General features: G+C 59.1%; 19 protein-coding genes. 11 read left to right on the top strand and 8 right to left on the bottom strand.

Translation table 11 applies throughout. From position 1 onward, the window contains the following. Positions 1–17: 17 nt before the first annotated feature. The 4 genes from ACF8YQ_RS16765 to mnmH all read right to left on the bottom strand — a co-directional run bounded on the left by ACF8YQ_RS16765 (position 18) and on the right by mnmH (position 4,186). Positions 18–1,313 carry an FAD-dependent monooxygenase gene (locus tag ACF8YQ_RS16765; RefSeq protein ID WP_396622059.1) on the bottom strand — a complete coding sequence of 432 codons (1,296 nt, stop codon included), beginning with the start codon at positions 1,311–1,313 and terminating at the stop codon, positions 18–20. 77 nt (positions 1,314–1,390) lie between these two features. After that, entirely contained in the window at positions 1,391–1,948 is a 558-nt protein-coding gene (locus ACF8YQ_RS16760; RefSeq protein ID WP_396622058.1) for an aminoacyl-tRNA deacylase, read from the bottom strand. A gap of 160 nt (positions 1,949–2,108) precedes the next feature. Continuing rightward, on the bottom strand, positions 2,109–2,939 hold the full coding sequence (locus ACF8YQ_RS16755) for a mechanosensitive ion channel family protein (RefSeq protein WP_396622057.1): 831 nt from the start codon (positions 2,937–2,939) through the stop codon (positions 2,109–2,111). Between the two features lie 137 nt (positions 2,940–3,076). Continuing rightward, positions 3,077–4,186 (bottom strand): tRNA 2-selenouridine(34) synthase MnmH, encoded by a 1,110-nt coding sequence (gene mnmH, locus ACF8YQ_RS16750; RefSeq protein ID WP_396622056.1) that lies wholly within the window; start codon positions 4,184–4,186, stop codon positions 3,077–3,079. 114 nt (positions 4,187–4,300) lie between these two features. On the opposite strand from mnmH, the gene ACF8YQ_RS16745 reads away from it, so the two are divergent. Next, complete coding sequence (locus tag ACF8YQ_RS16745) at positions 4,301–4,957, top strand: 50S ribosomal protein L11 methyltransferase (RefSeq protein ID WP_396622055.1); 657 nt, start codon at positions 4,301–4,303, stop codon at positions 4,955–4,957. Between the two features lie 463 nt (positions 4,958–5,420). Here ACF8YQ_RS16745 and ACF8YQ_RS16740 read toward each other — a convergent pair whose 3' ends face one another. Next, complete coding sequence (locus ACF8YQ_RS16740) at positions 5,421–5,825, bottom strand: teicoplanin resistance protein VanZ (protein ID WP_023012078.1); 405 nt, start codon at positions 5,823–5,825, stop codon at positions 5,421–5,423. 95 nt (positions 5,826–5,920) lie between these two features. On the opposite strand from ACF8YQ_RS16740, the gene cysZ reads away from it, so the two are divergent. From cysZ to ACF8YQ_RS16715, 5 genes are all read left to right on the top strand, one after another. Continuing rightward, positions 5,921–6,670: a sulfate transporter CysZ gene (gene cysZ, locus ACF8YQ_RS16735; RefSeq protein ID WP_011787023.1), complete on the top strand. Its 750-nt coding sequence runs from the start codon at positions 5,921–5,923 to the stop codon at positions 6,668–6,670. A gap of 18 nt (positions 6,671–6,688) precedes the next feature. Beyond that, entirely contained in the window at positions 6,689–9,550 is a 2,862-nt protein-coding gene (rapA, locus tag ACF8YQ_RS16730) for an RNA polymerase-associated protein RapA (protein WP_396622054.1), read from the top strand. A gap of 138 nt (positions 9,551–9,688) precedes the next feature. Then, positions 9,689–12,136, top strand: a complete 2,448-nt coding sequence (locus ACF8YQ_RS16725; RefSeq protein WP_396622053.1) for an acyl-CoA dehydrogenase — start codon at positions 9,689–9,691, stop codon at positions 12,134–12,136. A gap of 14 nt (positions 12,137–12,150) precedes the next feature. Beyond that, positions 12,151–12,531, top strand: a complete 381-nt coding sequence (crcB, locus tag ACF8YQ_RS16720) for a fluoride efflux transporter CrcB (RefSeq protein WP_141067373.1) — start codon at positions 12,151–12,153, stop codon at positions 12,529–12,531. A gap of 260 nt (positions 12,532–12,791) precedes the next feature. Further along, positions 12,792–12,998, top strand: coding sequence for a cold-shock protein (locus tag ACF8YQ_RS16715; RefSeq protein WP_008172950.1), 207 nt, complete (start codon positions 12,792–12,794; stop codon positions 12,996–12,998). A 62-nt stretch (positions 12,999–13,060) separates the two neighbouring features. Here the strand turns inward: ACF8YQ_RS16715 and ACF8YQ_RS16710 are convergent, their stop codons facing one another. Beyond that, positions 13,061–13,864: a dienelactone hydrolase family protein gene (locus tag ACF8YQ_RS16710; RefSeq protein WP_396622052.1), complete on the bottom strand. Its 804-nt coding sequence runs from the start codon at positions 13,862–13,864 to the stop codon at positions 13,061–13,063. A gap of 260 nt (positions 13,865–14,124) precedes the next feature. Here ACF8YQ_RS16710 and ACF8YQ_RS16705 point away from each other — a divergent pair, with 260 nt between their 5' ends. The 3 genes from ACF8YQ_RS16705 (at position 14,125) to ACF8YQ_RS16695 (ending at position 19,514) form a co-directional block, all read left to right on the top strand. After that, positions 14,125–14,736, top strand: a complete 612-nt coding sequence (locus ACF8YQ_RS16705; protein ID WP_011787018.1) for a Yip1 family protein — start codon at positions 14,125–14,127, stop codon at positions 14,734–14,736. A gap of 211 nt (positions 14,737–14,947) precedes the next feature. Further along, positions 14,948–16,678: an alkaline phosphatase D family protein gene (locus ACF8YQ_RS16700; protein ID WP_396622051.1), complete on the top strand. Its 1,731-nt coding sequence runs from the start codon at positions 14,948–14,950 to the stop codon at positions 16,676–16,678. Between the two features lie 103 nt (positions 16,679–16,781). Then, positions 16,782–19,514, top strand: a complete 2,733-nt coding sequence (locus tag ACF8YQ_RS16695; RefSeq protein ID WP_226596044.1) for an HAD-IC family P-type ATPase — start codon at positions 16,782–16,784, stop codon at positions 19,512–19,514. Here the strand turns inward: ACF8YQ_RS16695 and ACF8YQ_RS16690 are convergent. Next, positions 19,495–21,915, bottom strand: coding sequence for a xylulose 5-phosphate 3-epimerase (locus ACF8YQ_RS16690; RefSeq protein WP_396622050.1), 2,421 nt, complete (start codon positions 21,913–21,915; stop codon positions 19,495–19,497). The genes ACF8YQ_RS16695 and ACF8YQ_RS16690 overlap by 20 nt on opposite strands. 180 nt (positions 21,916–22,095) lie before the next feature. Here ACF8YQ_RS16690 and ACF8YQ_RS16685 point away from each other — a divergent pair, with 180 nt between their 5' ends. Next, the gene (locus ACF8YQ_RS16685) at positions 22,096–22,386 is read left to right on the top strand and encodes a type VI secretion system PAAR protein (RefSeq protein ID WP_273031757.1); all 291 of its coding nucleotides are present in this window, start codon (positions 22,096–22,098) and stop codon (positions 22,384–22,386) included. Here the strand turns inward: ACF8YQ_RS16685 and ACF8YQ_RS16680 are convergent. Then, positions 22,383–24,986 carry an EAL domain-containing protein gene (locus tag ACF8YQ_RS16680; protein WP_396622049.1) on the bottom strand — a complete coding sequence of 868 codons (2,604 nt, stop codon included), beginning with the start codon at positions 24,984–24,986 and terminating at the stop codon, positions 22,383–22,385. The two genes, ACF8YQ_RS16685 and ACF8YQ_RS16680, sit on opposite strands and share 4 nt — an antisense overlap. Before the next feature lie 229 nt (positions 24,987–25,215). Between ACF8YQ_RS16680 and pbpG the strand changes: the two genes are divergently transcribed. Then, entirely contained in the window at positions 25,216–26,142 is a 927-nt protein-coding gene (gene pbpG, locus ACF8YQ_RS16675; protein ID WP_396622048.1) for a D-alanyl-D-alanine endopeptidase, read from the top strand. Positions 26,143–26,156: the final 14 nt, after the last annotated feature.

Genomic DNA, 26,156 nt, shown 5'->3' with positions numbered 1-26,156 from the left:
TAAATGCGCGTACGCCACTATAGGCCACCCAGGCCGGGCAGGCGATTAACGATTTGTTGAATGGGCGCGGGTAACTGTTCATCCAGGCCCATGGCGTAGCGGGCCACGCGATTGCGTGCGAACGGCAGCGCCCGGGCGGCGCCAAGCCCGAGATTGCGGGCCAGGTGTACGGGCGGAATGGCGTTGCTGAACAGGTGGTAGAACAGATCCATGGTCAGCATCATCCGCTGGTTTGCGGGCCGCCGTCGCTGTTCATAGCGTTTGAGCCAGTGCTCGCTGGCCAGGTCTTCGCTACCGCGCCGGGCTTCTTTCAGCACGCCCTGCAGACACTGGGCATCCTGGAAGCCCAGATTGACGCCCTGGCCGGCCAGCGGGTTGATGGTATGGGCGGCGTCGCCTGCCAGCACTACCCGGTTCTGGTAATAGTGTTTGGCATGTTGGCGGGCGATGGGAAAGCTGGCCCTGGCGTCAATGTGGGTCAGTTCCGGTAGCCGTTCGGGGAAATTCTGCTGGATCTCGGCCATCAGGCGCTGTTCTTCCATGGCCTTGAGTTCGTTCAGCCGGGCCGGGTGGTCGTACCACACGAGGGAGCCCCAGCTTTCTCCGGGGTATTGTTCACCAGCGCTGTGCAGGGGCAGGAAGGCCCGGGGGCCTGAAGGGTAGAAGCCCTGCCAGGTAATGTCTTCCACGCCGCCTCGATAGCGCACCGAAATCACCATGGCCTGCTGCTCATACTGATCCCGGGTAACACCGATACCCGCCAGCTCCCGCACCCGGGACATAGCGCCATCGGCACCGACCACCAGCTGGGCCTGCACCTGGCTGCCATCATCCAGAGTCACCGTGGCGTACTCCGCGCCCTGGGTCAGATCCCGAACGCTGTGGCCTGTGATCAGGGTGACATCAGGTTCCGTTTCGGCGGTTTGCCACAGAGCCAGTTGGGTAATGCTGTTTTCAACGATATGGCCAAGATGTGGCGCGCTCAGGCTGTTGGCGTCGAATTCCACCTCGGTCAGGCTTCGGGGCACCAGTCGTTTGAGCGGATTTGGTGTCTCGTCCCAGACCGCCAGGCGGCAATATGGGGTAGCGCGCATGGCCAGTATTCGTGGCCAGGCACCCAGGCTGGCCAGATAGCGTTCGCTGCCGGCGCTGAGGGCAGATACCCGGATATCCGGGTGGCTGTCTGCCTGATAAGGGGCGGGGGAAGCTTGGTCGATCAGCGCCACGCGGATGCCCTGTTGGCCCAGCCCGGTCGCAAGTGCGGCGCCGACCATGCCGGCGCCTACGATGATGGTGTCAAAGGTCTGTGTCATATCCGGTTCCTGTCTGCTGGCCTCAGTTTACGCGATGCCGTGCTGCAGACAAGCGACCGGGGTCAATCCCGGGTGGATCAGTAGCCGGCCATGGAGGTGGCCGCTGTCTCCTCCCGGTTGCCGGAGCGGCGCGGGTTGCGGACCAGCCAGGCCGGTTTGCGGGCGCCCGGACGGGTGAAGCCCTGGTTGATGACCATGGGTTGTACCAGATTCAGGAAGTCCCGGGTGTTCATGTGGATCGACTCGGTGTGGCTGCCGGCGGCAAAGGCCAGTTCCGGCTGTTCGGTCAGAGCCTCGGCACAGTAAACGCTCATGCCAAAGAGGTTGCCAAATGGTGGCATGGCGCCCACTTCGCAATCGGGGAAGCGATCCCGAAAGGCCTGTTCGTCGGCCAGGTCGACAAAGTCGGTGTCCAGAATCTTGCTCAGTCTGTCCCAGCGCACGCGCCAGGTGGCGGGCATCACCAGCATGGCCATTTTGCCATCGAGTTCGATGATGACGGTTTTGACAACCCGGTCGCCGGCGATCTTGACGTGGTGAGCCAGCTGCTGGGCCGTGAAGGCAGGGGGATGGGAGAGGCACATGTATTCCACACCTGCCCCGTCGAGGAACTCTGTTAACTGCTTCACCGGCATAGTCACAACCTCCTGACAGCATGGTCGGTGTTGTGGAGCCATCCGCCTTCCCGGGCCTGGCCCCGATGGCAAGAGGGGCTGGTGCCCCTTCTTACCGTCAGCTTAGCCCAGGTTGAGCTGTTTGCGAGTATCCATCTGTATTTGTGTGTAACCGTTCGCGTCATTCGGCCTTGTACATGTGTACATCGCGCTGAGGGAACGGAATGGTAATGCCCTCTGCGTCAAAGGCCTTTTTCACTTTCTCCTGCATGTCCCAGTAGTATGGCCAGAGGTCGTCAGTCGCAACCCAGGCACGGAATATGAGGTCAACAGAGCTGTCACCGAGGGCACCAACACAAATTCGCGGTGCCGGGTCTTTCAGTGAACGCTCATCTTCGTCAAACAGGCGTTGAAGAATGGCTTTGGCCTTGTCGATGTCGTCGTCATAGTGAATGCCGAAGGTCATGTCGCAGCGGCGTTTGTCGTAGATGCTCACGTTAACCAGTGTTGCGTTGGACAGGCTGCCGTTGGGGATCACAATTCGACGGTTATCGAAGGTGTTTACCACGGTGTAAAGAATCTGGATTTCGGCGACCGCACCGAGGTAACCCTGGGCCTCAATGGTGTCGCCCACCTTGAAGGGCTTGAAGATCAGGATCAGTACACCACCGGCAAAGTTGGCGAGACTGCCTTGCAGCGCCAAGCCAATAGCCAGACCGGCGGCACCGATAACCGCGATGAACGACGTGGTGGCAATGCCGATCATGGAGGCGGCCGAAATCAGCAGCATGATCTTGAGCACGGCGCTAATCAAACCGCACAGGAACTTGTTGAGGGTGGGGTCTTTCTTGCCCAGTTTGTTGTCCAGCACGCCGACAAAGCGATTGATCAGCCACAGGCCGACAATGAGGGTGATGATGGCCAGTACTACTTTCGGGGCGTAGGCCATAACCAGGGCGATGCCCTGGTCAATCCATTCAGACGCTTGTCCGTTATTGATGATGTCTTCCATATAGAAGCTCCTTGATCGTTAGTATTTTCTGAGGTGGCTAAAAACCGACAAATGATTGCCAGCGCAATATTTATCTGACAAAGGGTATATAGCAGACATATTAAATGTCAGCGTCAGAAAATGTTGCTACGCAGCGGTTAGTTATACGGATTGTGATGCTCTCTGGCATATGCCGTGATTTCATCGGGGCCGCCCCGCACCAGGATCCGGCCCTGTTTCTGGGTAAGCTGGTAGTCGTACATGGGGTCGTAGTAGTCGGTCAGCAGGGCTTCAATCCAGCCGTGGTGTCCTTCCAGGGAGCCATTGGCTTCCTGCTGATCCAGAGCCTGTAGCATCAGATTGCGGAGTTTCTGATAACGCTCGCCGCCCAGGCGTTTGCGAATGCGGTCGATGGCGCTCAAGAGGTAGTCCCGGAAGTTCAGCCAGCCGGCGTCTTCACCGTCCCGGGCCCGGTAACTGGCCAGCATATCTTCAACGTAGTCGGCCCGGATGATGGCAATGCGCTCTTCCATAGCCTGTTCCAGAATCAGCAGGGGCGATTCCGACATCCTGGCCCGAAGGGTTTCCGGAAGGGCGCAACGGCCGATCAGGCGGCTTTCGTCTTCAAGGTAGATTGGCCCTCCCACCTGGTGCCTGGCCTTGAGCATGGCCACCGCCAGTCGGTTCTCGAAGTCGATCTGGGAGGGTTGGGGAGTTACCTGCCGGCCAAAGCTGGAGCCCCGGTGATTCGCCAGGCCCTCCAGATCGACCGGATTGGGCAGTTGCATCAGTACCCGGGTCTTGCCAGTACCGGTGCGGCCGCTGAGAATCCGGAACTGACCGGATTCGATCTGTGCTTCCAGGCTGTCAATGAGGAAGCGACGCAGGGCCTTGTAGCCGCCTTTCACCAGCGGGTAGTCGATGCCGGAGTCCCTGATCCACTGCTGGGTCAGGCGCGAGCGCAATCCGCCCCGGAAACAGAACAGATACCCCTCCGGGTGTCGTGCCACAAAGCGCTTCCAGGCTTCAATTCGCTGGGCCTTGATGTCGCCGGAGACCAACTGGTGCCCCAGTTCAATGGCCTTGTCCTGGCCCTTTTCCTTATAACAGATACCCACCCGGTGCCGTTCTTCGTCGTTCATCAGCGGGGCGTTTTCTGCAGACGGGAAGCTACCTTTGGCAAATTCCACCGGCGCCCGGACGTCCATCAGCGGCACATCGTTCAGGAACAGGTTGAGGTAGTCGTCGGTATCGGGTCTGCTGGCCATATCAACGGATCACTGTGATTCAGGGTGAGGCGGCAGTATACCGAACCGGCGATATCCCGGCATCCCGGACAAGGGTACAATCCCACGTCCTTTCAGCACTGGCGAGGGAAAATTATGCGCCCCGATGTTCTCAATCGGCATCTTCAGAAAACCCTGAGTCGAGGTCGGGTGGCGGTTTCGGCGCCTGCGGGCTGCCCGGATATCCAGCTGTATCTGTTTGACCCGGGGGTGCTGGATGGACCGTTGAGCCATGATGAAGCCCAGGCTGTGGTGGCCGAGCCGGCGTACTGGTCGTTCTGCTGGGCCAGCGGGCAGGTGCTGGCCCGGTGGATTCTGCAGCATCCGGACGTGGTGGCTGGCAAGACCGTGCTGGATTTTGGCTCCGGTTCAGGGGTAGTGGCTGTCGCCTCCGCACTGGCCGGTGCTGCCCGGTCCATTGCCTGCGACATCGACGCGGCAGCGCTGGATGCCGCGGCCGCCAATGCCCGCCGGAACAATGTGGAGATTGATCTGTGTGACGACTGGGCAAACCGGCCCGGGAGGGTCGATCTGATTACCGCTGCGGATGTTCTGTACGACCCTGAAAATCGCCCGTTACTGGCGGCCTTCGAAGCAGCCGCGCCCCAGGTGCTGCTGGCGGATTCGCGAGTCAAGGACCTTGGACATCCCGGTTATGTGCAGAAGGCTGTGATCGAAGCCAGAACCTGGCCGGACCTGAATGAGTTTGAGGAATTCAACAAGGTGAGGATCTATCTGGCCGGCGGAGACTGAATTCTTCTGACCAGAAAAAACAAAGGGCAGCCATCAAGCTGCCCTTGAACAGGTACTGAACCGCCGTCCGGGGCAGTTCAGATTCGGAACAGGTTGGCGCCTCCGTGCGCGATGGGCAACTGCCGTGTTGCCATTCCTTGCTGCCGTTCCCTGGTGCCAGCATCCGAGCCGACGATCCGATTCGTTATCCCTTAAGCGAAGCGTCCCTGTGTCCCTGCTTCTCCCCGCAGTCCGTGCCGGGGTGCATCCAGTGCGTCGTCCTTTCCCTGTCATCCTTGACGGTGTTCATATTACCAATGCCAGCTTTACAAACGTGTGAACTATGCACGCAGAGCGCGCTGCCGAACTCGCCAAACACGGGAAAGTTGTTACAAATCATTCATGTAGATTTTGGTCTGTAACTGGAGTTACAGACTGCGTACGAGATGTCACAGGGAGTTCCTACAGGTTTGTAGGAAATATCTCACAAGGATTCGGGCGATTTTCGCAAATCCGTTTCTTGAACCAGCCGAAGTCCCGGCCAAGGCAGCAGGCCAAGCCCGATGCCAACGGCATCCGCTGTCAGATCTGCGAGGGAGAAATCCCGGTACGGCAGGTTGGCTTGCACCACCTCCAGTATCAGGCCGAAAACCAGCAAGGCGGGGGCATACCAAAGCACAGAAAGCCGCGGCCATGCCAGGCGGGTCACCAGGGTGAGCTCCAGAAAGGCAATCAGATGATTGATCTTGTCATTGGGCGCCGCAGGGATGGGGTAACTGTTACTGGTGGTTGCCAGGTAAAGGATCGCAGCAATGGAAACAAACAGCGCTGCCTGCCATAGCCGTTGCATGGCCAGAATGGAGACGATAATGGAACGGATGCGGGGCATAGTGGAATCCGAGAGTCCTCGCGGGCTGTGGGAATGGTTCCGACATGATATGCTTTGCGCCCCGTTATTGTCATGGCAGCGGAGGATCACCAGTAATGCTCAAGGGTAACTTTTTTCGTGGGCTGGGCTATCTGGGGGAAGGCTTCGGGCTGATTCGCCAGCCAGGCCTCCGGTTGTTTGTTGTCATCCCGCTGATCATCAACATCCTGCTTTTCGGTCTGCTGTTCTATTTTCTGGCTGAACTGTTCACCGCCATGATCGCTGCGGCCATGGCCTGGTTGCCGGACTGGGCCTGGTTGCAGGCTCTCGATTGGCTTTTCTGGCTGCTGTACGGCGTGGTGATCCTGCTGATGCTGGCCTATGGCTTTGTGATCGTGGCCAACCTGATTGGCTCTCCCTTCTACGGTTACCTGGCAGAGCTCACTGAAAAACAGCTGACCGGTCAGGAAGTATCTACTGACGATAGCTGGTCCGCCATTATCAAGGACATTCCCCGCGCGCTCTGGCGGGAGGTTCAGAAGATTGCCTATTACCTGCCCAGGGCTCTGGGCTTATTCATTATTGGCCTGATTCCCGTGGTCAACCTGGTGGCCGCTGTGCTCTGGTTTCTGTTCAACAGCTGGATGATGGCGCTGCAATATGTGGACTATCCGGCCGACAACCACAAGGTCAGTTTTCCGGCTCTGCGCAAGCTGTTGGGAGACACCCGGCTGTCGGCTCTCGGGTTCGGCCTGCCGGTCGCCCTGGCGGCGATGGTGCCGGTGCTCAACCTGTTTGTGGTGCCAGCGGCGGTGTGTGGTGCAACGGCCTATTGGGTTCGGGAAAACGGTTCAAACACTCAGTAATCAGTCATCGGAGGTTTCTTGGAAACATCGGAATTTATCATCGGCCAGCGTTGGGTCAGCCACAGCGATACTGCCCTGGGTCTGGGTATCGTAACGGACATTTCAGGTCGCCGAGTCACCCTGGGATTCCCCGCCGCCGATGAGGAACGCACCTATGCCATCGACAATGCGCCCCTGTCACGGATCGTGTATCAACAGGGCGAGGAAATAGAGACCTTTGACGGTGAGCGCTATACCGTGCGCGCAGTGGAAGATCTCGATGGCGTTCTGGTGTATCACGCCGATGACGGTGAGAATCTTCAGCCGATTTCCGAGGTTAAGCTGGCGGGCTCTGTGAATTTTTCCGCGCCTCATCAGCGCCTCTTTGCCGGCCAGTTTGATCGCAACGGTGCCTTCCGGCTTCGAGTCGCCACCCTTCAGCACATGGACCGTCTGCGGGCGTCGCCGGCCCAGGGGCTGATTGGGGCACGCACCCAGCACCTGCCGCACCAGCTTTATATTGCCCACGAAGTGGCACGCCGGCATGCTCCCAGGGTTCTGCTGGCCGATGAGGTTGGTCTGGGTAAAACCATTGAGGCAGGTCTGATTCTTCATTATCAGCTGCAGACCGGTCGAGCCCGCCGGGCGCTGATTGTGGTGCCCGATTCACTGATCCACCAGTGGCTGGTGGAAATGCTGCGGCGTTTCAATCTGCGCTTTTCCATTATTGATCAGGCCCGGTACGACGACCTCAAGGCCGAAGAAGATGATGTCGACGCTCTGGTTAACCATATTTTTGGTGATGACGATGCGGTTAACCCGTTTGAATCTGACCAGTTAGTGCTGTGTAGCCTCGACTTCCTGGTGCGCAGCGAGAAGGCCCGCAAAGACGCGGTGGCGGCGGGCTGGGATCTGATGGTGGTGGACGAAGCTCATCACCTGGCCTGGTCGCCGGAACAGTCCAGCCCGGAATACGATGTGGTTGAGCAGTTGTCCGGTGCCAGCCAGGGCCTGCTGCTGCTGACCGCAACACCGGAACAGATCGGCGTGGCCAGCCACTTTGCCCGCCTGCGCTTGCTCGACCCGGCCCGGTTCCACAATCTGGAGACCTTCCGGGAAGAAGAACAGCACTATGAAGTGATCAATCAGGTGGTCCGGCGCCTGCAGCAGGCGCCGGATACTATCTCAAAAGACGATCGGCAGGCCCTGGCCGGTTGGCTGGGAGATGAGCTGGACGAATTGCTGGCCCGGAATGATGCCCACCAGGCGGTGATTGATGCGTTGCTGGATCGTCACGGCACCGGGCGAGTGTTGTTCCGGAATACCCGGGCCGCCATTCAGGGCTTCCCGGAGCGACAGCCGTTACCGGAACCCCTGCCGTGCCCGGACCTGTATGAACACCATCAATACGGTGTCACCGGGCTGGCGCCCGAGCAGTCAGTGGATGAAGAAGACTGGCTGGCTCAGGATCCCCGGGTGAGCTGGCTGGAGAAGAAACTGGCCAGCCTGCGCCCGGCCAAGGTGGTGGTGATCTGTGCCAAAGCCAGCACGGCCATGGCGCTTGAGCATTATCTGCAGTTACGGGCCGGTATTCGCAGTGCAGCCTTCCACGAACACCTTAGTCTGATTGAGCGCGACCGGGCCGCGGCCTATTTTGCTGATACGGAGCAGGGGGCGCAGGCGCTGATCTGTTCGGAAATCGGCAGCGAAGGGCGCAACTTCCAGTTTGCCCACCACCTGGTGCTGTTTGATCTGCCGGCCAATCCGGATCTGCTGGAACAGCGCATCGGTCGCCTGGACCGGATCGGCCAGACTGAAGCCATTCGAATCCACATTCCCTATCTTCAGGGCACCAGTCAGGAGGTGCAGTACCGCTGGTTCCAGGAAGGGCTGAATGCGTTTGCCGAGAGCTGCGCCGTCGGTGTTGCTGTTCAGGAACATGTTCAGGACCAGTGGCAGCAGGCCCTGGACGGAGACGAAAGCCAGTTGGAGCCACTGGTGGCGGCCAGTGCGTCTGAGACGGCGCGTCTGAAAGACATATTGCACAATGGCCGGGATGCGCTGATTGAACTGAACTCCTGTCGTGTTGATGAGGCTGAGGCTTTGATCGCCGGGATCGAAGAAGAGGAGAACGCCGCTGAAGTCCGGGATTACATGATTCAGGCTTTCGATATCCTCGGCGTTGATCTGGAAGACCACAGTGAGCATGCGGATATCCTGAAGCCGGGCGAGCAGTTCCAGGCCGGTCTGGTGGCGGAGCTTCCGGAAGACGGGCTGACCGTTACCTGGGATCGTCAGCAGGCGTTGCAGCGCGAAGATATGGCGTTCATGAGCTGGGAGCACCCGATGGTTACCGGGGTGATGGATTCGGTGAATAGTTCCGGGCTGGGCAAGGCTGCTCTGGCGAATCTCTCGGTCAAGGCTCTGCCCCCGGGGACGCTCCTGCTGGAAGCCGTATTCGCGGTGCATTGTCCGGCGCCTGAATCGCTGCAGTTGACTCGGTATCTGCCAGTTTCGCCCCTGCGCCTGGTGGTGGATGTGAATGGCCGGGACCTGTCCATGGCTCTGCCCCATGAACGGCTGAATGAGCTTTGCTCCAATATCCGGCGACGAACGGCCCAGGCCATTGTGCCGAAAATCCGGGCCGAGGTGGAAACCATGGTCGACCACGCCGAGACACTGGCGGAGCCGCATCTGTCGCCGCTTCGCGAACAGGCGCTGGGGAGGGTAGAAGACAGCTTCATGCCGGAGATTCGGCGTCTGGAAGCACTGCAGAAAGTGAACCCGGCCATCCGCAACGAAGAAATCGACTTCCTGCGCACTCAGCTGGATGCCGCTCGCAGTGCCGTAGAACATGCGTCTCTGGCCCTGGAAGGTATCCGGGTGATTGTCACATCGTAATGGTGCTAACCGACTGAACGCCGGTCATTATCTGGCGGACAGACATCTGTTAGGGTAAGTTGAACGTAACGAAGTGTAGTCAAAGGGCTCCGGCACTGGCCGGAGACTCCAATCCATGGAAGACAGAGAGATCCTGAGATGACTTTGATTCTTTTTTTGGTGGCTCTGGCCGGCCTGTTGTACGTGATGCGCCGGGAATCCGGTGCCAAGCCCGCCATTGGCGTGATGGTTGTGGTGGGTGTGCTGTCCCTGTTTATGGCCTCTGGCTGGCTTGCCTTTGTACTGCTGGCGGGCGCGGCCATTACCGCAATGGCGGGTCTGCCCCAGTTCCGGCAGAGCTGGCTGACCCCGCGGGTGTTTGCCATGTTCAAGAAGGTGGCGCCCAAGGTGTCAGACACTGAGAAAGTGGCTCTGGAAGCGGGTACCGTTGGTTGGGATGGTGAACTGTTCACCGGTCGCCCGGATTGGCACAACCTGCTGATTAACCGTCACACCGGTTTGAGTGAGGAAGAGCAGGCCTTCGTCGACGACCAGTGCACCCAGGCCATTTCCATGTGTAACGCCTGGGATCTGGCGGTTGAGCGTGCCGATCTGCCCAAGGAACTCTGGGATTTCCTGAAGAAAGAGAAGTTCTTCGGCATGATCATTCCGAAGGAATACGGTGGCCTCGGGTTTTCCGCCAAGGCCCAGACTGCAGTGCTGCAGAAGCTGGCTGCCAACGAAATGCTGATGGTCACAGTCGGCGTGCCCAACTCCCTCGGCCCGGGCGAGCTGCTGGTGAAGTACGGTACCGAAGAGCAGAAAGACTATTATCTGCCGAGACTGGCCGATGGCCGGGAAGTCCCCTGTTTTGGCCTGACCGGGCCTCGCGCAGGCTCTGATGCCACTTCGCTGCCAGACACCGGCATCGTCTGCAAGCAGGAAGTGGATGGTAAAGAAGTGGTGGGTATCCGCCTGAACTTTGAAAAGCGCTGGATTACGCTGGCGCCAGTCGCCACGGTGGTCGGGCTGGCCTTCCGGATGTTTGACCCGGACGGGCTGCTGGGGGACACCAAAGACTACGGCATTACCTGTGCGCTGATCCCCCGTGATACCGAGGGCATGGAAATCGGCCGGCGCCATTGCCCCATCGGGTCCCCGTTCATGAACGGCCCGATCAAGGGCAAGGATGTGTTCATCCCGCTGGACTATATTATTGGTGGCCAGGAAATGGCGGGCCAGGGCTGGCGTATGCTGGTTGAGTGTCTCTCGGTGGGTCGCTGTATCACCCTGCCGTCCGGTGCTGCCGGCGCCGCTGCCTATGCTGTGGGCACGGCCGGTGGCTTTACCCGAATTCGCCGCCAGTTCAATACGCCGGTGGCGGAGATGGAAGGGGTACAAGCCCCGCTGGCCCGCATTGCGGCTAAAACCTACATTGCTCAGGCGGCGGTTAATCACACCGCTAACATGATCGATCGGGGCGAGAAGCCGGCGGTACCGTCCGCTATCCTCAAGTATCACCTGACCGAATTTCAGCGTGAAATCCTCACCGATGCCATGGATGTGCACGGTGGTAAAACCGTAACCCTTGGACCCCGCAACTACCTGGGCATTGGTTACAGTGGTGCGGCGGTGTCGATCACCGTTGAAGGCGCCAATATCATGACCCGCAGCCTGATGATCTTCGGTCAGGGTGCCATCCGTTGTCATCCGTATGTGCTAAAAGAGCTTGCCGCGAAGGACAATGACGATATCAAGGCGTTTGATGAGGCGTTCTTTGGTCATGCCGGGCTGATATTTGGCAATGCTGCCCGGGCCTTTACGCAGGCGTTGGGCCTGGGCAAGGCTGATGTGCCATTCGACAGTGCCTCTCGCAAGTATGCCCAGGCCCTGGCGCGGTTTAGCTCTGCCTTCGGCCTGTGTGCCGATGCGGCCATGACAACCCTGGGTGGTGAACTGAAAATGCGCGAGCTGATTTCGGCACGCCTGGGTGACATGCTGGCGAATCTGTACCTGGCTTCCATGGTGCTGAAGAACTGGCACGAAACCCAGCCGGTGGATGGCGAGAAAGAACTGATGCAGTACAGCCTGGCCTATCTCCTGCATCGTACCGAGCTGGCACTGGACGAGTTTCTCCAGAACCTGCCGAACCGACCGGTGGCATTGGCTCTGCGAGCTATTACCCTGCCGCTGGGATGCCGTTGGGATGCGCCCCATGATGATCTGGCGCGCAAGCTGGCCCGTTCCATCACCACCGATACTCCGGTTCGCAACAAGCTGATGGCTGGAGCCTGGACTACAGACGGCGAAGGCACGGTGGAGAATCCGGTCGCCCGCTATAACGGTTTGTTGAAAGACTACGACAAGGCCGAGCAGCTGTATCGGAAGGCCACCAAGGCTTACGCCAAGGGCGAACTGCCGATGACCGCACTGCATCCCGAGGAGCGTTTCGAGGCCGCCCTGGAGGCCGGTGTATTCAGCAAGGAAGAAGCCGACTTCATGCGCCAGTATGAAGAGGTGGTGCTGGAAATGCTCACCGTGGATGATTTCCCGTTTGACGAGTTTGCCCGTAACCGGGAAACCCTGATCGACCACAACCCGGCCTGAGGTGGCCGGGTAGCATGTGGTGGTCGGTTCTTGCAGTCAGCGTTGGCGCCGTCATTGGCGCCAACCTGCGCTGGGGTCTTGGGCTCTGGCTTAACGCCAGTTATCACGCCGTTCCCTGGGGCACGCTGGTTGCCAACTTGAGTGGTGGCTGGCTGATTGGCCTGTTGATGGCGTTTTTCAGCCACAGCAGTGTGCTTTCGCCGGAATGGCGACTGTTTGCAGTGACAGGTTTGTGTGGCGCCCTGACCACCTTCTCGACCTTCTCGCTGGAGATGTTTGCCGCGCTTCAGGAAGGCAAGTGGGGCATGGCCCTGGTCGGAATTCTGGCCCACGTGGTTGGCTCTATCCTGATGACAGCACTCGGGTTTCTGACCTTTTCCCTGGTGCGTGGGTAAGCCGACAGGCGAGGTGAAATCTGTGGGTATCACTACCTACACAAATTATTGAAATTACGCTTGGCAAGCCCGAAATTCCAGAGTAGAGTGGGTTCGTAGGAAAGAATCAGCAAAGCAGTTCATGAATAAGACGTACCTCCGCAGTTAGTAGTGACCGTCCTGTTTTTGATCCCGCGAGTTCTGTTTTTCCGTAACACGCTGACCAGCACCATACGAGTGTGTGGCAGCAGATAATATGATTGATTTCAGGAAGTTTAAGTATGTCTACTACTACCGGTACTGTTAAGTTCTTCAACGAAGCAAAAGGCTTTGGCTTTATCACTCGTGAAGGCGGCCCGGACGTATTCGTTCACTACAGCGCCATTCAGGGCTCTGGTTTCAAGACCCTGGCCGAAGGCCAGCAGGTCGAGTTCACCGTAACTCAGGGCCAGAAAGGTCCTCAGGCGGAGAACGTTGTTGCTCTGTAATCCCCTGAGGATTCAGCAATAACCCAAAAAAGGCAGCCGAGGCTGCCTTTTTTGTTGCCTGTTTATTCTCCGAAAATTTCCTCGTAAAAGCGCATGGTGCCCTGCCATGAGCGCCGCGCAGCTGCTTCATCATAGGCGATTGGCATGCCGAACTGTTCGGCCACCTTATCGGCATTGGGATTGGTGAAGGAATGTTTCACGCCGGGAAAGCTGACCAGCGTCAGATCCACTTCGGCATTCTGCATTTCCCGAACCAGCCCGGCCACCTGTTCCGAGGGAACCATGTCATCTGCGCCGCCTGTGTAAACCTGCACTTTTGCTTTCACAGCGCCAGCTTCGGCCTGCAGCGGGCTGCCCAAGGCACCGTGGTAGCTGACTACGCCATCCAGATCCACGCCCATACGAGCCATGTTCAGGACCACGGCACCACCGAAGCAATACCCCTGGGCAGCAATACGGTCTGGATCAACGCTGTCATGGTTCTGCAGTAGTTCCTTGGCTTTCAGGAAGCGTGCTTTGACCTGCTCCACGTTACTGGTTGCCTCCTGCATGAACTTCTGGGCAGTATCCGGGTGGTCGGCCTGTTTGCCTGAGCCATACATATCCAGTGCGAAGGCGGTATAGCCGGAGGCTGCCAACTTTTCCGCCTGCTCCCGGGCAAAGTCATTGTGGCCCCACCATTCGTGTACCACCAGCACGCCGGGGCGTTTCTGGTCGGACTCGTCGTCCCAGGCCAGGTAGCCGGTGAAGGTTTGGCCGTCTACGGTGTATTCAATGGTTTCGGTCTGCATTTCTGCAAGCGCCTGTGTGCTGGTCATAAAAAGGGAGAGGATTGCTGTGGGTACTGCGGTTCTGATACGGATCATCGCGTTTTTTACTCCTTGCCAGGATTGGTGACACTTCCATGATTACGTTGGCAGCCAGAAAATCGATCCAGACTCACTGGCGCGCCCTGTTCTCAGAACAAAACGGTCTTATAGGCCGGATCTGATAAGTAAAGAGAATCAATGCCGGCTTTCCCGAATCTGATTCTTGACTATAGTTAAGAACAGGAACGGTTTTAAGTCCGAAATGGTTCGGGCACCGTATCCACCCATACCAACAACAGCAATAAAGGGGGTGGTTTATGCTTCTGTCCCATGCGTTTGGTCTCTTCACCCACCCGGAAGATGAGTGGGTATCCATTAAGAAAGAACACGAACATCCAACTCGTCTTTATGTGGCGTACGTCGTCGTTCTGGCGGCCATAGCGCCAATCTGTGCCTACATCTCGACGGCCCATTTTGGTTGGTCTATCGGTAGCGAACGGCTGATCAAGCTCACCGAAATCAGTGCCCTCCAGATGAGCGTTCTGACCTACCTCGCCATGCTGGTGGGGGTCTTCGCCCTCGGGTACGCCATTAACTGGATGGCGAAAACCTATGGCGCCAAGGAAGAGCACGTGCCGTCTAACGGTATTGCCCTGGCAGCCTATTCCTGTACGCCACTGTTCCTGGCCGGTTTTGCGCTGCTGTACCCGGTGCCCTGGTTCAATGCTGTGGTGTTTCTGGCAGCGGCCTGTTACGGCGCCTGGCTGATGTACGACGGCTTACCGATCGTCATGGGCATCGAAAAGGAGCGGGCAGTCATGTACGGAGGGGCACTGCTCACGGTGGCACTGGTGATCCTGGTATCCACCCGAGTCGGTTCGGTCATTCTCTGGAATCTGGGGCTCGGGCCGGTGTTCGTCAGCGGCTAGCCAAACACGTTATTCACTCTGTCATAACGGGAGCTTCGGCTCCCGTTTTTTGTGACTGCCGTCTGCTTGCGATGCACCTGTCGGAATTTGCCACAGCCCTGTCGCAATCCGGCAACGCGTTCTTCATATCTCTGGTCTAGCTTTTCAGGCCAACCGGTTTTGGTTTCCGGACACGATAAAAAGCATATGACGAACATGACAGGGGTGGACAATGGCTAGACTGACGAGACGGGATTTTCTGAAAGCATCGGCACTGGGTATGGGGGCGGTGGCGATTTCCACCGGCCTGGCGGGGTGTGTGCTGGACAGCGACGACAAACGGCGGGTTGATTATACCCATGGTGTGGCCAGTGGCGATCCGCTACAGGACAGCGTTATCCTCTGGACCCGGGCCGTGCCCGAGCGTGGCAGCAAGGTAAAAGTAGGTTGGGAAATCGCCACCGACGCGGAATTTGCCTCGGTGGTGCGCTCAGGAACCGCAGAAACCACCGAAGCCCATGATTTCACCATCAAGGTGGATGCCCAGGGTCTGATTCCGGGCCAGCGCTACTTCTACCGTTTCCGCTCTTCTGGTGCCACCTCACCCGTAGGTGCCGCGTCTACCTTGCCGGAAGGGGCGGTAGAGCAGGTTCGACTGGCCGTGGTGTCCTGCTCCAACTACCCGGCCGGTTACTTCCACGTTTACCGGGAAGTGGCAAACCAGACGGACCTGGATGCTGTGGTGCACCTCGGTGACTATATCTATGAGTACAGCAGTGACCCGGACAGCTATGCCTCGGAAGACGCTCAGGAGTTGGGCCGTACCTTCCCCGAGAACAATAACCGGGAGTTACTGACGCTGGCCGATTACCGCCGCCGGTATGCCATTTACCGGGAGGATCCGGACCTGCAGCTGGCACATCAGCGGCTACCGTTTATTGTGGTGTGGGACGACCATGAAGTCGCCAACGACACCTGGCGTAACAGTGCTGAAAATCACGACGATTCTGAAGGCGACTTTAATCAGCGCAAGCTGGCGGCGCTGCAAGCCTTCTTCGAATGGATGCCAATCCGGCCGGTGATCGAAGGCAACGACGAGGCCATCTATCGCAGCTTCCGCTTTGGCGATCTGGTGGATCTGCACATGCTGGACACCCGTGTTATCGGGCGCGATCAGCAACTGGATTACCTCAACTATCTCAGCGAAACCGGACTGAACGTGGATCAATTCACGGCCGATGTGACCGATCCAAGCCGGACACTGCTGGGAGCAGAGCAGCGGCTGTGGTTGCAGAACAAGCTGGCTACGTCGACCGGGCGATGGCAGGTGCTGGGGCAGCAGGTGTTGATGGGGCGTATGGATTTGCCTGCGGAATTGTTGCTGGGTATTGCCACGGGAAACGTTTCGGAACTGCCGCAAGCCCTGGCGGAACTCGCGACTATCAAATTCCGAGCCCTGCAGCGCGACCCCACACTCACTGAGCAGGAACTGAGCCGAATCAACACGGCCGCGCCCTACAATCTTGATGCCTGGGACGGCTATCAGGCCGAAAGAGAAGTCGTTCTGGGCATGGCGCGGCAATTCGACAAAAACCTGGTGGTGCTGGCCGGAGATACCCATAACGCCTGGGCCAATAATCTGAAGGATATGAATGGCAACCAGGTGGGTGTGGAATTTGCCACTGCCTCGGTGTCTTCTCCCGGACTGGAGGACTATCTGGGACTGCCTGATGCCCTAATTGCCGATGCAGAGCAGGGTATTGGCCTGCTGGTGGATGGTCTGGACTACCTGAACATCAATCAACGTGGTTATATGGTGGTTACGTTCACTCAGGAGGAAGCCCTGGCTAACTGGTATTTCGTGGATACCGTCAAGAGCCGGGAATACACCGTTGATAACAGTCGGTCTGCGGCACGGAAGACCTTGCCGGGTGCCGGGAACCGAACGGTCGATCCGGTATAGCCAACCGGGTGCAGCTATACCGGCCATCGGTTTGACCTGGCGCATTGGCGGTACCGGCAGAATCCTGTGTAGTTGACCCAGACCTCAGGCAGGGAGCAGGGATATGTCAGATGTCAGCACGCCAGGTTCAAAGCGGACAGTGGCCGGGGGCGCACAGTCTCAGGCCTGGCATGCCCTGGCCGCAGAACAGGCGCGGGTTCTTCTGGAAGCGCCGGAGCCTTTGACCGACGAAAGTGCGCGGGCCAGGTATGAGAGGTTTGGTCCCAACCAGTTGCCAGAGGGTAGGGCGTCCGGCCCCCTGGCCCGGCTCGGTCGCCAGTTACGTAATTTCCTGATTTATGTACTGATGACCGCAGCGGCCATCACCGGTGCTCTCGGACACTGGGTCGACGCCGGGGTGATTCTGGCGGTGGTGATTGTCCAGACCCTGGTCGGCTTTATCCAGGAAGGTCGGGCCGAGCAGGCATTGTCCGCTATCCGTCATATGCTGGCTCCCCGCGCCCGCATTGTCAGGGCCGGCGGCCAGCATCAGGTGGATGCCGGCGATCTGGTACCAGGTGATACGGTGCTGTTGGAGGCTGGTGACCGTGTGCCCGCCGATCTTCGCCTGGAAAAAACCAACAACCTCAAGATTGAGGAAGCTATCCTGACGGGCGAATCCGAGGCGGTGGACAAGTTCCCCGACCCGGTGGACGAGCAGTCGGCCCTCGGCGACCAGACTGGCATGGCGTTCTCCGGCACCATGGTGGCCACAGGCACCGCCCGGGGCGTTGTCGTACGTACCGGTATACATACCGAAATCGGCCGCATTTCCGGCCTGTTGGCTGATACCACCAGTCTTAAAACTCCGCTGCTGGAACAGATGGACCGGTTTGCGCGGGGGCTTTCTCTGATTGTCATCGCGACCGGCATTCTCATCTTTTTTGGCGGTCTGGTGTTCAGTGGCCTGGAATTCCGGGAGTTGTTCATGGCGGTGGTGGGCCTGACGGTGGCAGCCATTCCTGAAGGCTTGCCTGCCATTCTCACCATTACCCTTGCCATTGGTGTGCGCCAGATGGCGCGTCGCAAGGCGGTGGTACGCCGGATGCCGGTGATCGAAACCCTGGGCGCGGTTTCAGTCATCTGCTCTGACAAAACCGGCACGCTCACCCGTAACGAAATGATGGTGACTACCGCTGTGACCTCCGGTGAGCGCTATGAGATTACCGGCGAAGGTTATGGTAGCGATGGCATGGTCTGCCGGGAGGGGCAGCCGGTCACCGGCGATGGGGTGCTGGCTGAGCTTGCCCGGGCGGCGGCACTGTGTAACGACGCCAGCATTATTGGCAAAGACGGGCAGCCTTCTATTCATGGTGACCCCATGGAAGCCGCGCTGAAAGTGTTTGCCGGCAAGGCGGAATTTGATCATGTGGACAGTGCCTCCGCCTGGCCACGGGTTGATGAGGTTCCCTTCGATACCCGCATACAGTTCATGGCCACATTGCATCACGACCACCACGGTCACGGTATTGCCTATCTCAAAGGCGCTCCGGAACGGATTCTGGCCATGTGTGCGCACCAGGTATCCACCGACGGTGGAACAGAGCCGCTGAGCACGGAGCACTGGGAACGGATCATCACGGAAATGGCTTCCGAAGGCCTGAGGGTGCTGGCACTGGCGCGCAGGCCAATGGCGAAAGGCAGCCGGGAACTGGTGCTGGAGGAGCTGGAACAGGGCGCTGAATTGCTGGGGGTGGTGGGCTTGCTGGATCCGCCCCGGCAGGAGGCTATCTGCGCTATCAAAGAGTGCCACGATGCCGGTATTCGGGTGAAGATGATTACCGGCGACCACGCCCTGACGGCCGGTGCCATTGCCCGAAAACTCGGGCTGCGTAATGCCGACCGGGTACTCACCGGCAAAGAGCTCGATGACCTGGATGAAGATCAGCTCCGGAGTCTGGCCGGAGAGGTGGATGTGTTTGCCCGCACCAGCCCCGAGCACAAACTTCGGTTAGTGAAAGCGCTGCAGGCACTGCACGGTGTGGTGGCCATGACCGGTGATGGCGTCAACGATGCACCGGCGCTGAAGCGGGCGGATGTTGGCATTGCCATGGGGGTAAAGGGCTCGGAAGCGGCCCGGCAGGCGTCATCGGTGGTGCTGCTGGATGACAACTTTGCCAGCATTGCCGCGGCTGTCCGGGAAGGGCGCACGGTTTACACTAACCTGCGTAAGGGCATTGCCTTCATGCTCCCGATTAACGGGGGTGAATCCGTCAGCCTGATCACCGCCTTGTTGCTAGGGCTCACGCTGCCCATTTCCGCCTTGCAGATTCTCTGGGTGAATATGGTCAGCTCGGTGCTGCTGGCCATGACCCTGGCGTTTGAACCGCCCGAGCCCGGAGTCATGCGGCAACCTCCCAGACCACGGGATGAATCCTTGCTGCAGGGTTTTGTGGTCTGGCGGGTAGCGTTTGTTTCCTTGCTGTTTCTGGTGGGTATCTTCGCGGCCTGGTTTTGGGTGATGCATCGCCATCAGGATCCGGTGCTGGCCAGCACATTAGCGGTCAACACCCTGGTGGCGATGGAGGTCTTTTACCTGTTTGCGGTGCGTTATCTTGATAGCGCCTCAATTACCCTGCGGGGGGTACTCGGCACGCCCGTTGTGCTGGCAGCGATCGCGGCGGTGGTGGTGCTGCAGCTGTTGTTCACCTATCTGCCCTGGTTCCAGCACACCTTTACCACCGCCGCACTGAGCCTGGAGCAGCTGGCATTTTCCGTGGTGGCCGGTGTCGTGGTCCTGGTGGTGCTGGAGCTGGAAACCGCGATACGTAACCGGCTCAAGGCAGCCCGCGGGTAATCACTCCCGGATCCCCCCGGCCGTCCACAGCGGCCAGTTCGGCGCTGGAGAGCCATTCTCCGGGAGGTTTGTCCATCACCTCGGCGCAGGCCGCCAGGGCATGGCCCCATGAGCAGCGGTTGGCGAACAGCATGCCTGCTTCATTCAGGGTGCCGCCCCGGTTGATATAACCCAGCACCCGGGATTGTCCGGGCTGCGGGAACAGTGTGTGCAGGTGTCCGCGGAACACTTCCGGCCGCATATGGGTCAGGGCGACCCGCCGGTGCATGCGATGAGGGAAAAGGCGCTCACGCTCAAACTCGGTCAGGCAGGAGGCCGCTTCCATCGGATCCCGGGGTTGGCGGAAGCGCCCCGGTTCCTGCAGATAGACCAGCCGGAACGGTGTGCCGGTCTCGCGCAAACGCTCGCAGGCCCGTATGGCTTCGGAAAGCTGATAGGCGCCGTTGGCAATCAGCAGCAGGGGTTCTTCGCCAGCTGAGGTATCCTCGTCCACCACCAGTGCGCCGTGTTTTGCCAGTGCTTCGGCTTCGCTGCCGTTGAAGACGCACGGGCGCTCCCGTTTCGGGATAACGAGGCAACTGATGCGGCCCCGCTCCCGGTAAACCGATGGCAGAATCGCCAGGGCGCTGTTGTAGTCAGCCGGGAAAATCACCCGGGAGACATCGCTCATTTCTCCCAGTAAAGCCTCACAGAAGCTGGTGTCCTGGTGGGATTGCTCGTTCTTGCCGTTTTCCCATGTGTGCGAGGTGGCAATCACTGGCAGTCCCAGCCATTGGGGTGGCCGGCCCACTTCTTTCTGATGTCGGGCGAAGATCAACTCCTGGCGGATAGCGCCGAGCATTTTCACGCAGAAGGCTTCGTAGCTGGCCACCAGATTCAATCCCGCTTTATTGGCCAGGCAGGCAGAGACGACCGCCTCTTCATTCAGTGCCGTAATGATCTTGCCGTGTACTGACTCGGCCTCGTTCTCCGGGTCGTTCACGCGGTGCTTGAGGCTGTCGAGCACGCCTTTGAGTCGATTGCTGGCGAGTTCGTCCGGGTTGCCGACCCGGGGCCGGAGTTCCGGGTTGTCCGCGACCAGAGCCTTGAAGAATTCATCAACGGCAGTCATGGGTGAGCATTTGTTCTGAGCCCAGGGCAAAACCGGAATGGCAGGTTCCGAGGGGCGGCGAAGCGCCAGCGGGTGATCCCGCTCAAGTGGCCGGCCCTGTTGGCTGTGTTCATTCAGCTCAGATACCGCCAGGTTCAGCTCCTGCGGTTTTACCCATAGCGGCGTTGCATACTCATTGAACAGCTCCCGGGATCTGGCATCCATGCGTGGACTACCCGGCAGAGGCAGATTGTGCGCTGCGTTTTCTCCGGCGCCAAAGAAACCATAGCCTTTTACGGTCTCGGCGATGCCGTAGGGTATGCGAACCGGGTAGCTGGTCTCACCTTTTTGAGCTGCGGCGCCATGGGCTGCAAGAGCCTGCTCCATGTCATACATGGCGCAGACAAAGGCGGCGGGGTCACGGCCGTCGAATCGTACCGGATCAAAGCCCCGGTGCTGCAGGTGCTGCTCAAACCGTTCCAGGCCCTCACGGGTACCAAGCTCGGTTCGTTGTTCAATGCGCCGGCCATTGGCAATCATCACCGGCAAGACCAGTCCGCAGTCCTCGGCGCGCCACCATCGGGGTATCCAGTCACTTCCGCGCTGTTCTTCGGCGGCGCCGTCGGAAAGGAAGGCCACCAGAGATTCACCGGGCAGAGGCATATGTGCGTACTGCAGCTCTGCAAACCCAAGGTAGCCGCCTTCGATAATGCCCCCGGCGGTATGGGGGTTTACGTGGCTGCCCAAGGGAGCGGCCATCGTGCCGTCCGGTTTCTGGCGATAGCTGTAGAAGTCGGATGCCAGTCGAGATAGTCCCTCAGGCGCCAGGTACCGGGTGCGTTGCTCGGGATGCAGGTTGCCGGTCAGCACGTTGAGGGCATCCACGGCGGCCACGCAATGCCCTTGCCCCATCAGCCAGCTGCGGGTTGTTCCGGTCAGATTGTTGAGGGCCAGATAGGCCGCGTAGGCAGGCACCATGTTCAGGGCGCCTCCGGTATGGCCTTCCGGCGAGGCCTTGAAATCCTGGGCGACCAGGGGCGCGCCGGCAATGTCCACCCGGTTGCAATAGGTCATGTGCACCACCAACCACAAGCCGGCGCTGGCGAGCCGGTCCAGGGCAATGAGCTTCCGGTAAACCGTGTCTTCATCCGGTTGGTGCCCGGCGCTGACCAGTTTGCCGGCCAGTTCCCGGACTCTGGCGGAGGTCTGCTCGGAGTGCCGGATAACGCCATAGCCCTGCTGCCAGCACTGGAAGGCTGAGCCTGGTGTTGCGTCGTTGGGTGCCTGAACGGGTTCAGTGGGCGATGACATGACGGCCTCCATGGCTGATGAGTGTGAAGGAAGTGTAAAACGGACCGCCGTCAGCCCCCTTGATGCAGGTCAGTCGTATCTGCATCTTTTAGCATGCACTGAGCTGGTGCGGGACTTGGGTCCGGGCGGATTTCGGTATAGGATGGCAACCCAGGACTCAATGATGAAAGGAATCAATCCATGAGTAAGGCCATTGTATTGCTGGGCGATCTCGGTATGGACCATGCGGGATTTCCGCCCACACCGGTGATTGCCGGTTCCCCCGATGTTCTCGTTGACGGCAAACCGGTTGCCCGGGTAGGCGATCCGCTGCAACCCCATTCGAAGCCCAAGCACCCGCCCCATCCCCGGGCCATTGCGGCCGGTTCCGGCACCGTGATGATCAATGGCAAGCCGGCTGCAGTTACCGGTGGTGCTGTATCCTGCGGCGGTGTCACCGTTGGCAGTGGAACGGTAATAATCGGCAGTTAACGGTTTTTGTGCTCCAGGCTGAACGGGCGGCCCCAGTAATAGCCCTGCCCATGCAAGCCCGGGAACTGGTGTAGCCAGAGGGCGATGGTTTCGTCTTCCACGCCTTCGACCACCACATCCAGATCCAGGGCTGTGCCCAGCTCCAGGGCCGCACGCAGAATTTTCTGTCTTGAGGGATAATCCAGCACACCCTCCAGGAAACTCCGGTCGATTTTCAGCTCATCCAGCTCGAACTGTGCCAGGGCTCCGAGTGACGAGTGGCCGGACCCGAAGTCATCCAGTGCAATCCGGAAGCCCATCGCGCTCAGGGTCCGGATGGTACTGCGGGCCGTGTCCGGATCGGTCATCATGGCGGTTTCAGTAATCTCCAGGCTGACATTGGCCGGTTCCAGCTTGTGCCGTCGAACGATGGCACCTGCCTCCTCGTGGAACAGGCTGTGGGCCAGGTCCTTGGCGGAAATGTTCACAGCTACGGTGATATCGCGGCCATACTGTTCACGGAGCTGATGGCTGTCCCTGCAGGCACGGTCCAGCACCCAGAGTGTAACCGTGTGAATGATCCCCACTTCCTCGGCCAGGGGAATCCACTGGCTGGGCGATATCCTGCCGAATTCTGGGTGCTGCCAGCGAATCAGGGCTTCCAATGAGCCAATCCGGCCATCGCGGATGTTGATCTTGGGCTGGTACTCCAGCCACATTTCGCCGGAACGCAGCGCTTGTTCTACATCCAGCATCAGCATTTGCTGGCGGTATTGCCATTCGGCAATGGCCGGATCATAAACCACCAGCGGCAGGCTTTCGTCCAGTGAAGCAAAGCCGGCACAGGCGAGTACGCCGGCCGGTTCCGCACCGTGTTCCGGGGCGTGGGCGACGCCAATCGAGGCGGCCCAGGAAAATGAAAAGCGCCCCTCGCGGAAATTCTCGGACAACCAGCGGCTGATGGCCTGCAGGCGTTGTCTCTCCAGCGTCTCGTCGGGATGGCGCAACAGCGCAAAGGCATGGTTGACGGTGTCCAGGGTAGCCACGCTGTACCCGTTGATCATCACCAGTTGATCGCCCACTGTTTGCTTGAGATATCGGTTGAGTTGCCGGAGATACTGCTTCAGGAGCTCTTCTGCGGCACGGTAGCCCAGGGCCTGTTCCAGTTCATTGAACCGGGCCAGGCGAATCATGCACAGGGTGTAGGGGGTTTTATGGCAGTCCAGAGCGCCCAGGGTTTCCTCCAGCATGGGCCGATTGGGCTTGCCGGTTACCCTGTGGGTTTTCAGTAAACGGTCATAATCACGCTCGATGCTGGTCCGGAGTTTCTGTTCCTCCTGCACCCGTATGTCTGAGCTCATGCGTTTCTTGCGTTCTTCCAGCAGCAGTTTGCCCACACCACTGGTCAGGATCAGGGAGCCGGTTGCGGCGCCCAGGAAAAAAGCAGAGTCAGTCAACGCATTTACGGGCAACCAGCCAACGGTACGAAGCGATGAGGTGACAGCCCCGATCACGATCGCCAGTACCGACAAGGCATAGTAGCGGGCGTAAACGTGGCTGTTCAGCTGGCGCAGGCTCAGGACAAAGATGAACAACCCGCCGATGGCGCTGCTCATCAGGAAAGCGTGTTGTCCCAGGAACTGGAACCCCAGAGGTGCAGCCAGGAGGTGCGCTCCGGCAAGGAGGCTGAAGGCCCGGAGTATCCGGGCCTCAGTGCGGGCCAGTTGGAGAAAATGCGGGGTAAATTCGCAAAGCGCGATCAGACACAGGGGCAGACTGATGTTGAGCAGGGCGTTGAGCTCTGGCAGCGCCGGCCAGATCAGCCACAGCCCCAGGCCGTCCATCACCAGCTGACTGTAGATAACGCTGATCATCAGCACACTCAACCAGGCCAGTCCCGGTCGGCGAAGCTTGGCGACGATGCTGAGGTTGAGTAACAGGGCAAACACCAACAGGCCGGTGACAAACGATTTCCAGGCGGTGATGGCAGTGCCAGCGCCGAGCGCCTCAGCGCTGTCTGACAGGGTGACCGGCAACAACACCGGGCCGTGATTCTGTACTTCCATCAGCAGCGTGGTGGTGCCCGGCTGCAGTGTGACTGGCCAGACCCACTGCGGCAACGCCAGGTAGCGTTGATCGAAGGGATATCGATCGCCCATCGCAGGCAGGCGTTCAATCTGGCCGTCCGGGTGAATCAGGGCCGGCTGCAGGTGATCCAGGTAGGGTGCGGGCACCGTCACCTGGCTGGTCGCAGGTTCTGACGCCGGGTTCTCAAGTGTCAGCCGGAACGTGGAGGGCTTGTAGGGGTAGCCGATTCCGGAATAGCCGGTATCCGTGCGGCTCCAGGCTTGGGATTGCCAGAGTTTGTCTTGCAGTACTTTGCCCAGAGGGTGGATTAGATATTCGATCTGGCCAGCGATCCGGGGGCCGGTTGCGGAGCTGTCGGTCTGAACCGAAGGACTGACCGACAGGGTCGGCAGTTCCTGCCAGAAGGTGGTGGCAAGTCCGTACGTGATGGCCAGGAGAAGGATGACAAACGGAAATGACTGGTGCAGCCACGCCGGTAATCTGCCCGAGCGGGTTTCCCTGGAGACAGTCTGGCCGAGCGACGGAGAGTCCATCCTGAACGCATCCTGAAACTGAAAAGCGGCACCGTTACACTCTGGTTACAATGATTAACGATATGTAACGAATTGATTTGACTAATATTTTACATGAATTTAAGATTTTTTGCATTTGCTGTTTAAAACGCATGATTGAAAATGAGACCTGCGCCCGGCCCATGTGCGCTGATATAGTTCGCGCTATCGATCAATTCCCAGTTAAGGCCTAAGAGGCAGGTAGTTCACCATGCGTTACTCCGTATTTCTCACTGTTGTCGTCTTTCTCCTGGCGGTGTCCTGCCAGAGTGCTGCCAGTACGGAGCGGGTTCCGAACCTGGCGTCGGTGCAGGCAGCGGCGGCCGAAGTTGGCAAAGAGGGTCTGCTGTTCGGTAAGCACGCCGATCGTCCGGTACCGGTGGCGTCGATCACCAAGCTGATGACGGCACTCGTGGTGGTGGAATCGGGACAGGATATGGACGAGTGGCTGACCTTCGAGAAGCGTCATGTCGAGGCTGCTGCGAACGCCTGGAGCAGGATCCGGGTGGGCTCTCAGCTTCGGCGCCGCGACGTGCTGCGGATAGCCCTGATGTCATCCGAGAACTTTGCTGCCTACACTCTGGCACGTACTTATCCCGGCGGCTTTGACGGTTTTGTGGCCGAGATGAACGCCAAAGCCAAAGCCTTGGGGATGCTTCAGACCCGATTTGTTGACCCGACCGGTCTCTCTACCGGCAATGTGTCCACGGCAGCGGATCTGGTAATCCTGGCGCGTGCTGCGCTCAAGCATCCCGAAATTCGTGAAGCCTCGACCACCGGCTACTACCGGGCCGAGTTCCGCAAGCCCCGGTACAGCCTGTCGTTTGGCAATACCAATGCGTTGGTGCATCGGGACAGCTGGGGCGTGAGCCTGAGTAAAACCGGATACCTGACAGAGGCGGGGCGTTGTCTGGTGATGGTGTCGGAGATGAACGGAACGCCCGTGATCACGGTTTTGCTGGACTCTCTGGGTACCCGGTCTCCGATGGGGGATGCCGGCCGAATCAAGCGCTGGCTTGCCACGGGTCAACCAGGCTCGGTGGCGCCGGCCGCGAAGCGTTATGCACAGGAAAAAAATTCAGCTCTGATGGCGGCAGAGGCAGAACAGTCTCGAACCACCACGGCGTCCTCACAATAAAGGAACAGCTCAGA

This window comes from Marinobacter sp. W-8 (assembly GCF_044342215.1).
Lineage (GTDB): Bacteria > Pseudomonadota > Gammaproteobacteria > Pseudomonadales > Oleiphilaceae > Marinobacter > Marinobacter nauticus.
Note: the sequence above shows the minus strand (reverse complement) of the source record. Positions and strands in the feature narration are given on the sequence as shown.

Bases quoted from the DNA above. Each gene is read 5' to 3' on its own strand.
- ACF8YQ_RS16740 (WP_023012078.1), bottom strand. From the start codon at position 5,825: ATGCCCCGCATCCGTTCCATTATCGTCTCCATTCTGGCCATGCAACGG.
- ACF8YQ_RS16765 (WP_396622059.1), bottom strand. From the start codon at position 1,313: ATGACACAGACCTTTGACACCATCATCGTAGGCGCCGGCATGGTCGGC.
- pbpG (WP_396622048.1), top strand. From the start codon at position 25,216: ATGCGTTACTCCGTATTTCTCACTGTTGTCGTCTTTCTCCTGGCGGTG.
- ACF8YQ_RS16755 (WP_396622057.1), bottom strand. From the start codon at position 2,939: ATGGAAGACATCATCAATAACGGACAAGCGTCTGAATGGATTGACCAG.
- ACF8YQ_RS16715 (WP_008172950.1), top strand. From the start codon at position 12,792: ATGTCTACTACTACCGGTACTGTTAAGTTCTTCAACGAAGCAAAAGGC.
- ACF8YQ_RS16700 (WP_396622051.1), top strand. From the start codon at position 14,948: ATGGCTAGACTGACGAGACGGGATTTTCTGAAAGCATCGGCACTGGGT.
- ACF8YQ_RS16685 (WP_273031757.1), top strand. From the start codon at position 22,096: ATGAGTAAGGCCATTGTATTGCTGGGCGATCTCGGTATGGACCATGCG.
- crcB (WP_141067373.1), top strand. From the start codon at position 12,151: ATGTGGTGGTCGGTTCTTGCAGTCAGCGTTGGCGCCGTCATTGGCGCC.
- ACF8YQ_RS16695 (WP_226596044.1), top strand. From the start codon at position 16,782: ATGTCAGATGTCAGCACGCCAGGTTCAAAGCGGACAGTGGCCGGGGGC.
- ACF8YQ_RS16745 (WP_396622055.1), top strand. From the start codon at position 4,301: ATGCGCCCCGATGTTCTCAATCGGCATCTTCAGAAAACCCTGAGTCGA.
- ACF8YQ_RS16690 (WP_396622050.1), bottom strand. From the start codon at position 21,915: ATGTCATCGCCCACTGAACCCGTTCAGGCACCCAACGACGCAACACCA.
- ACF8YQ_RS16725 (WP_396622053.1), top strand. From the start codon at position 9,689: ATGACTTTGATTCTTTTTTTGGTGGCTCTGGCCGGCCTGTTGTACGTG.
- ACF8YQ_RS16710 (WP_396622052.1), bottom strand. From the start codon at position 13,864: ATGATCCGTATCAGAACCGCAGTACCCACAGCAATCCTCTCCCTTTTT.
- mnmH (WP_396622056.1), bottom strand. From the start codon at position 4,186: ATGGCCAGCAGACCCGATACCGACGACTACCTCAACCTGTTCCTGAAC.
- cysZ (WP_011787023.1), top strand. From the start codon at position 5,921: ATGCTCAAGGGTAACTTTTTTCGTGGGCTGGGCTATCTGGGGGAAGGC.
- ACF8YQ_RS16705 (WP_011787018.1), top strand. From the start codon at position 14,125: ATGCTTCTGTCCCATGCGTTTGGTCTCTTCACCCACCCGGAAGATGAG.
- ACF8YQ_RS16760 (WP_396622058.1), bottom strand. From the start codon at position 1,948: ATGCCGGTGAAGCAGTTAACAGAGTTCCTCGACGGGGCAGGTGTGGAA.
- ACF8YQ_RS16680 (WP_396622049.1), bottom strand. From the start codon at position 24,986: ATGGACTCTCCGTCGCTCGGCCAGACTGTCTCCAGGGAAACCCGCTCG.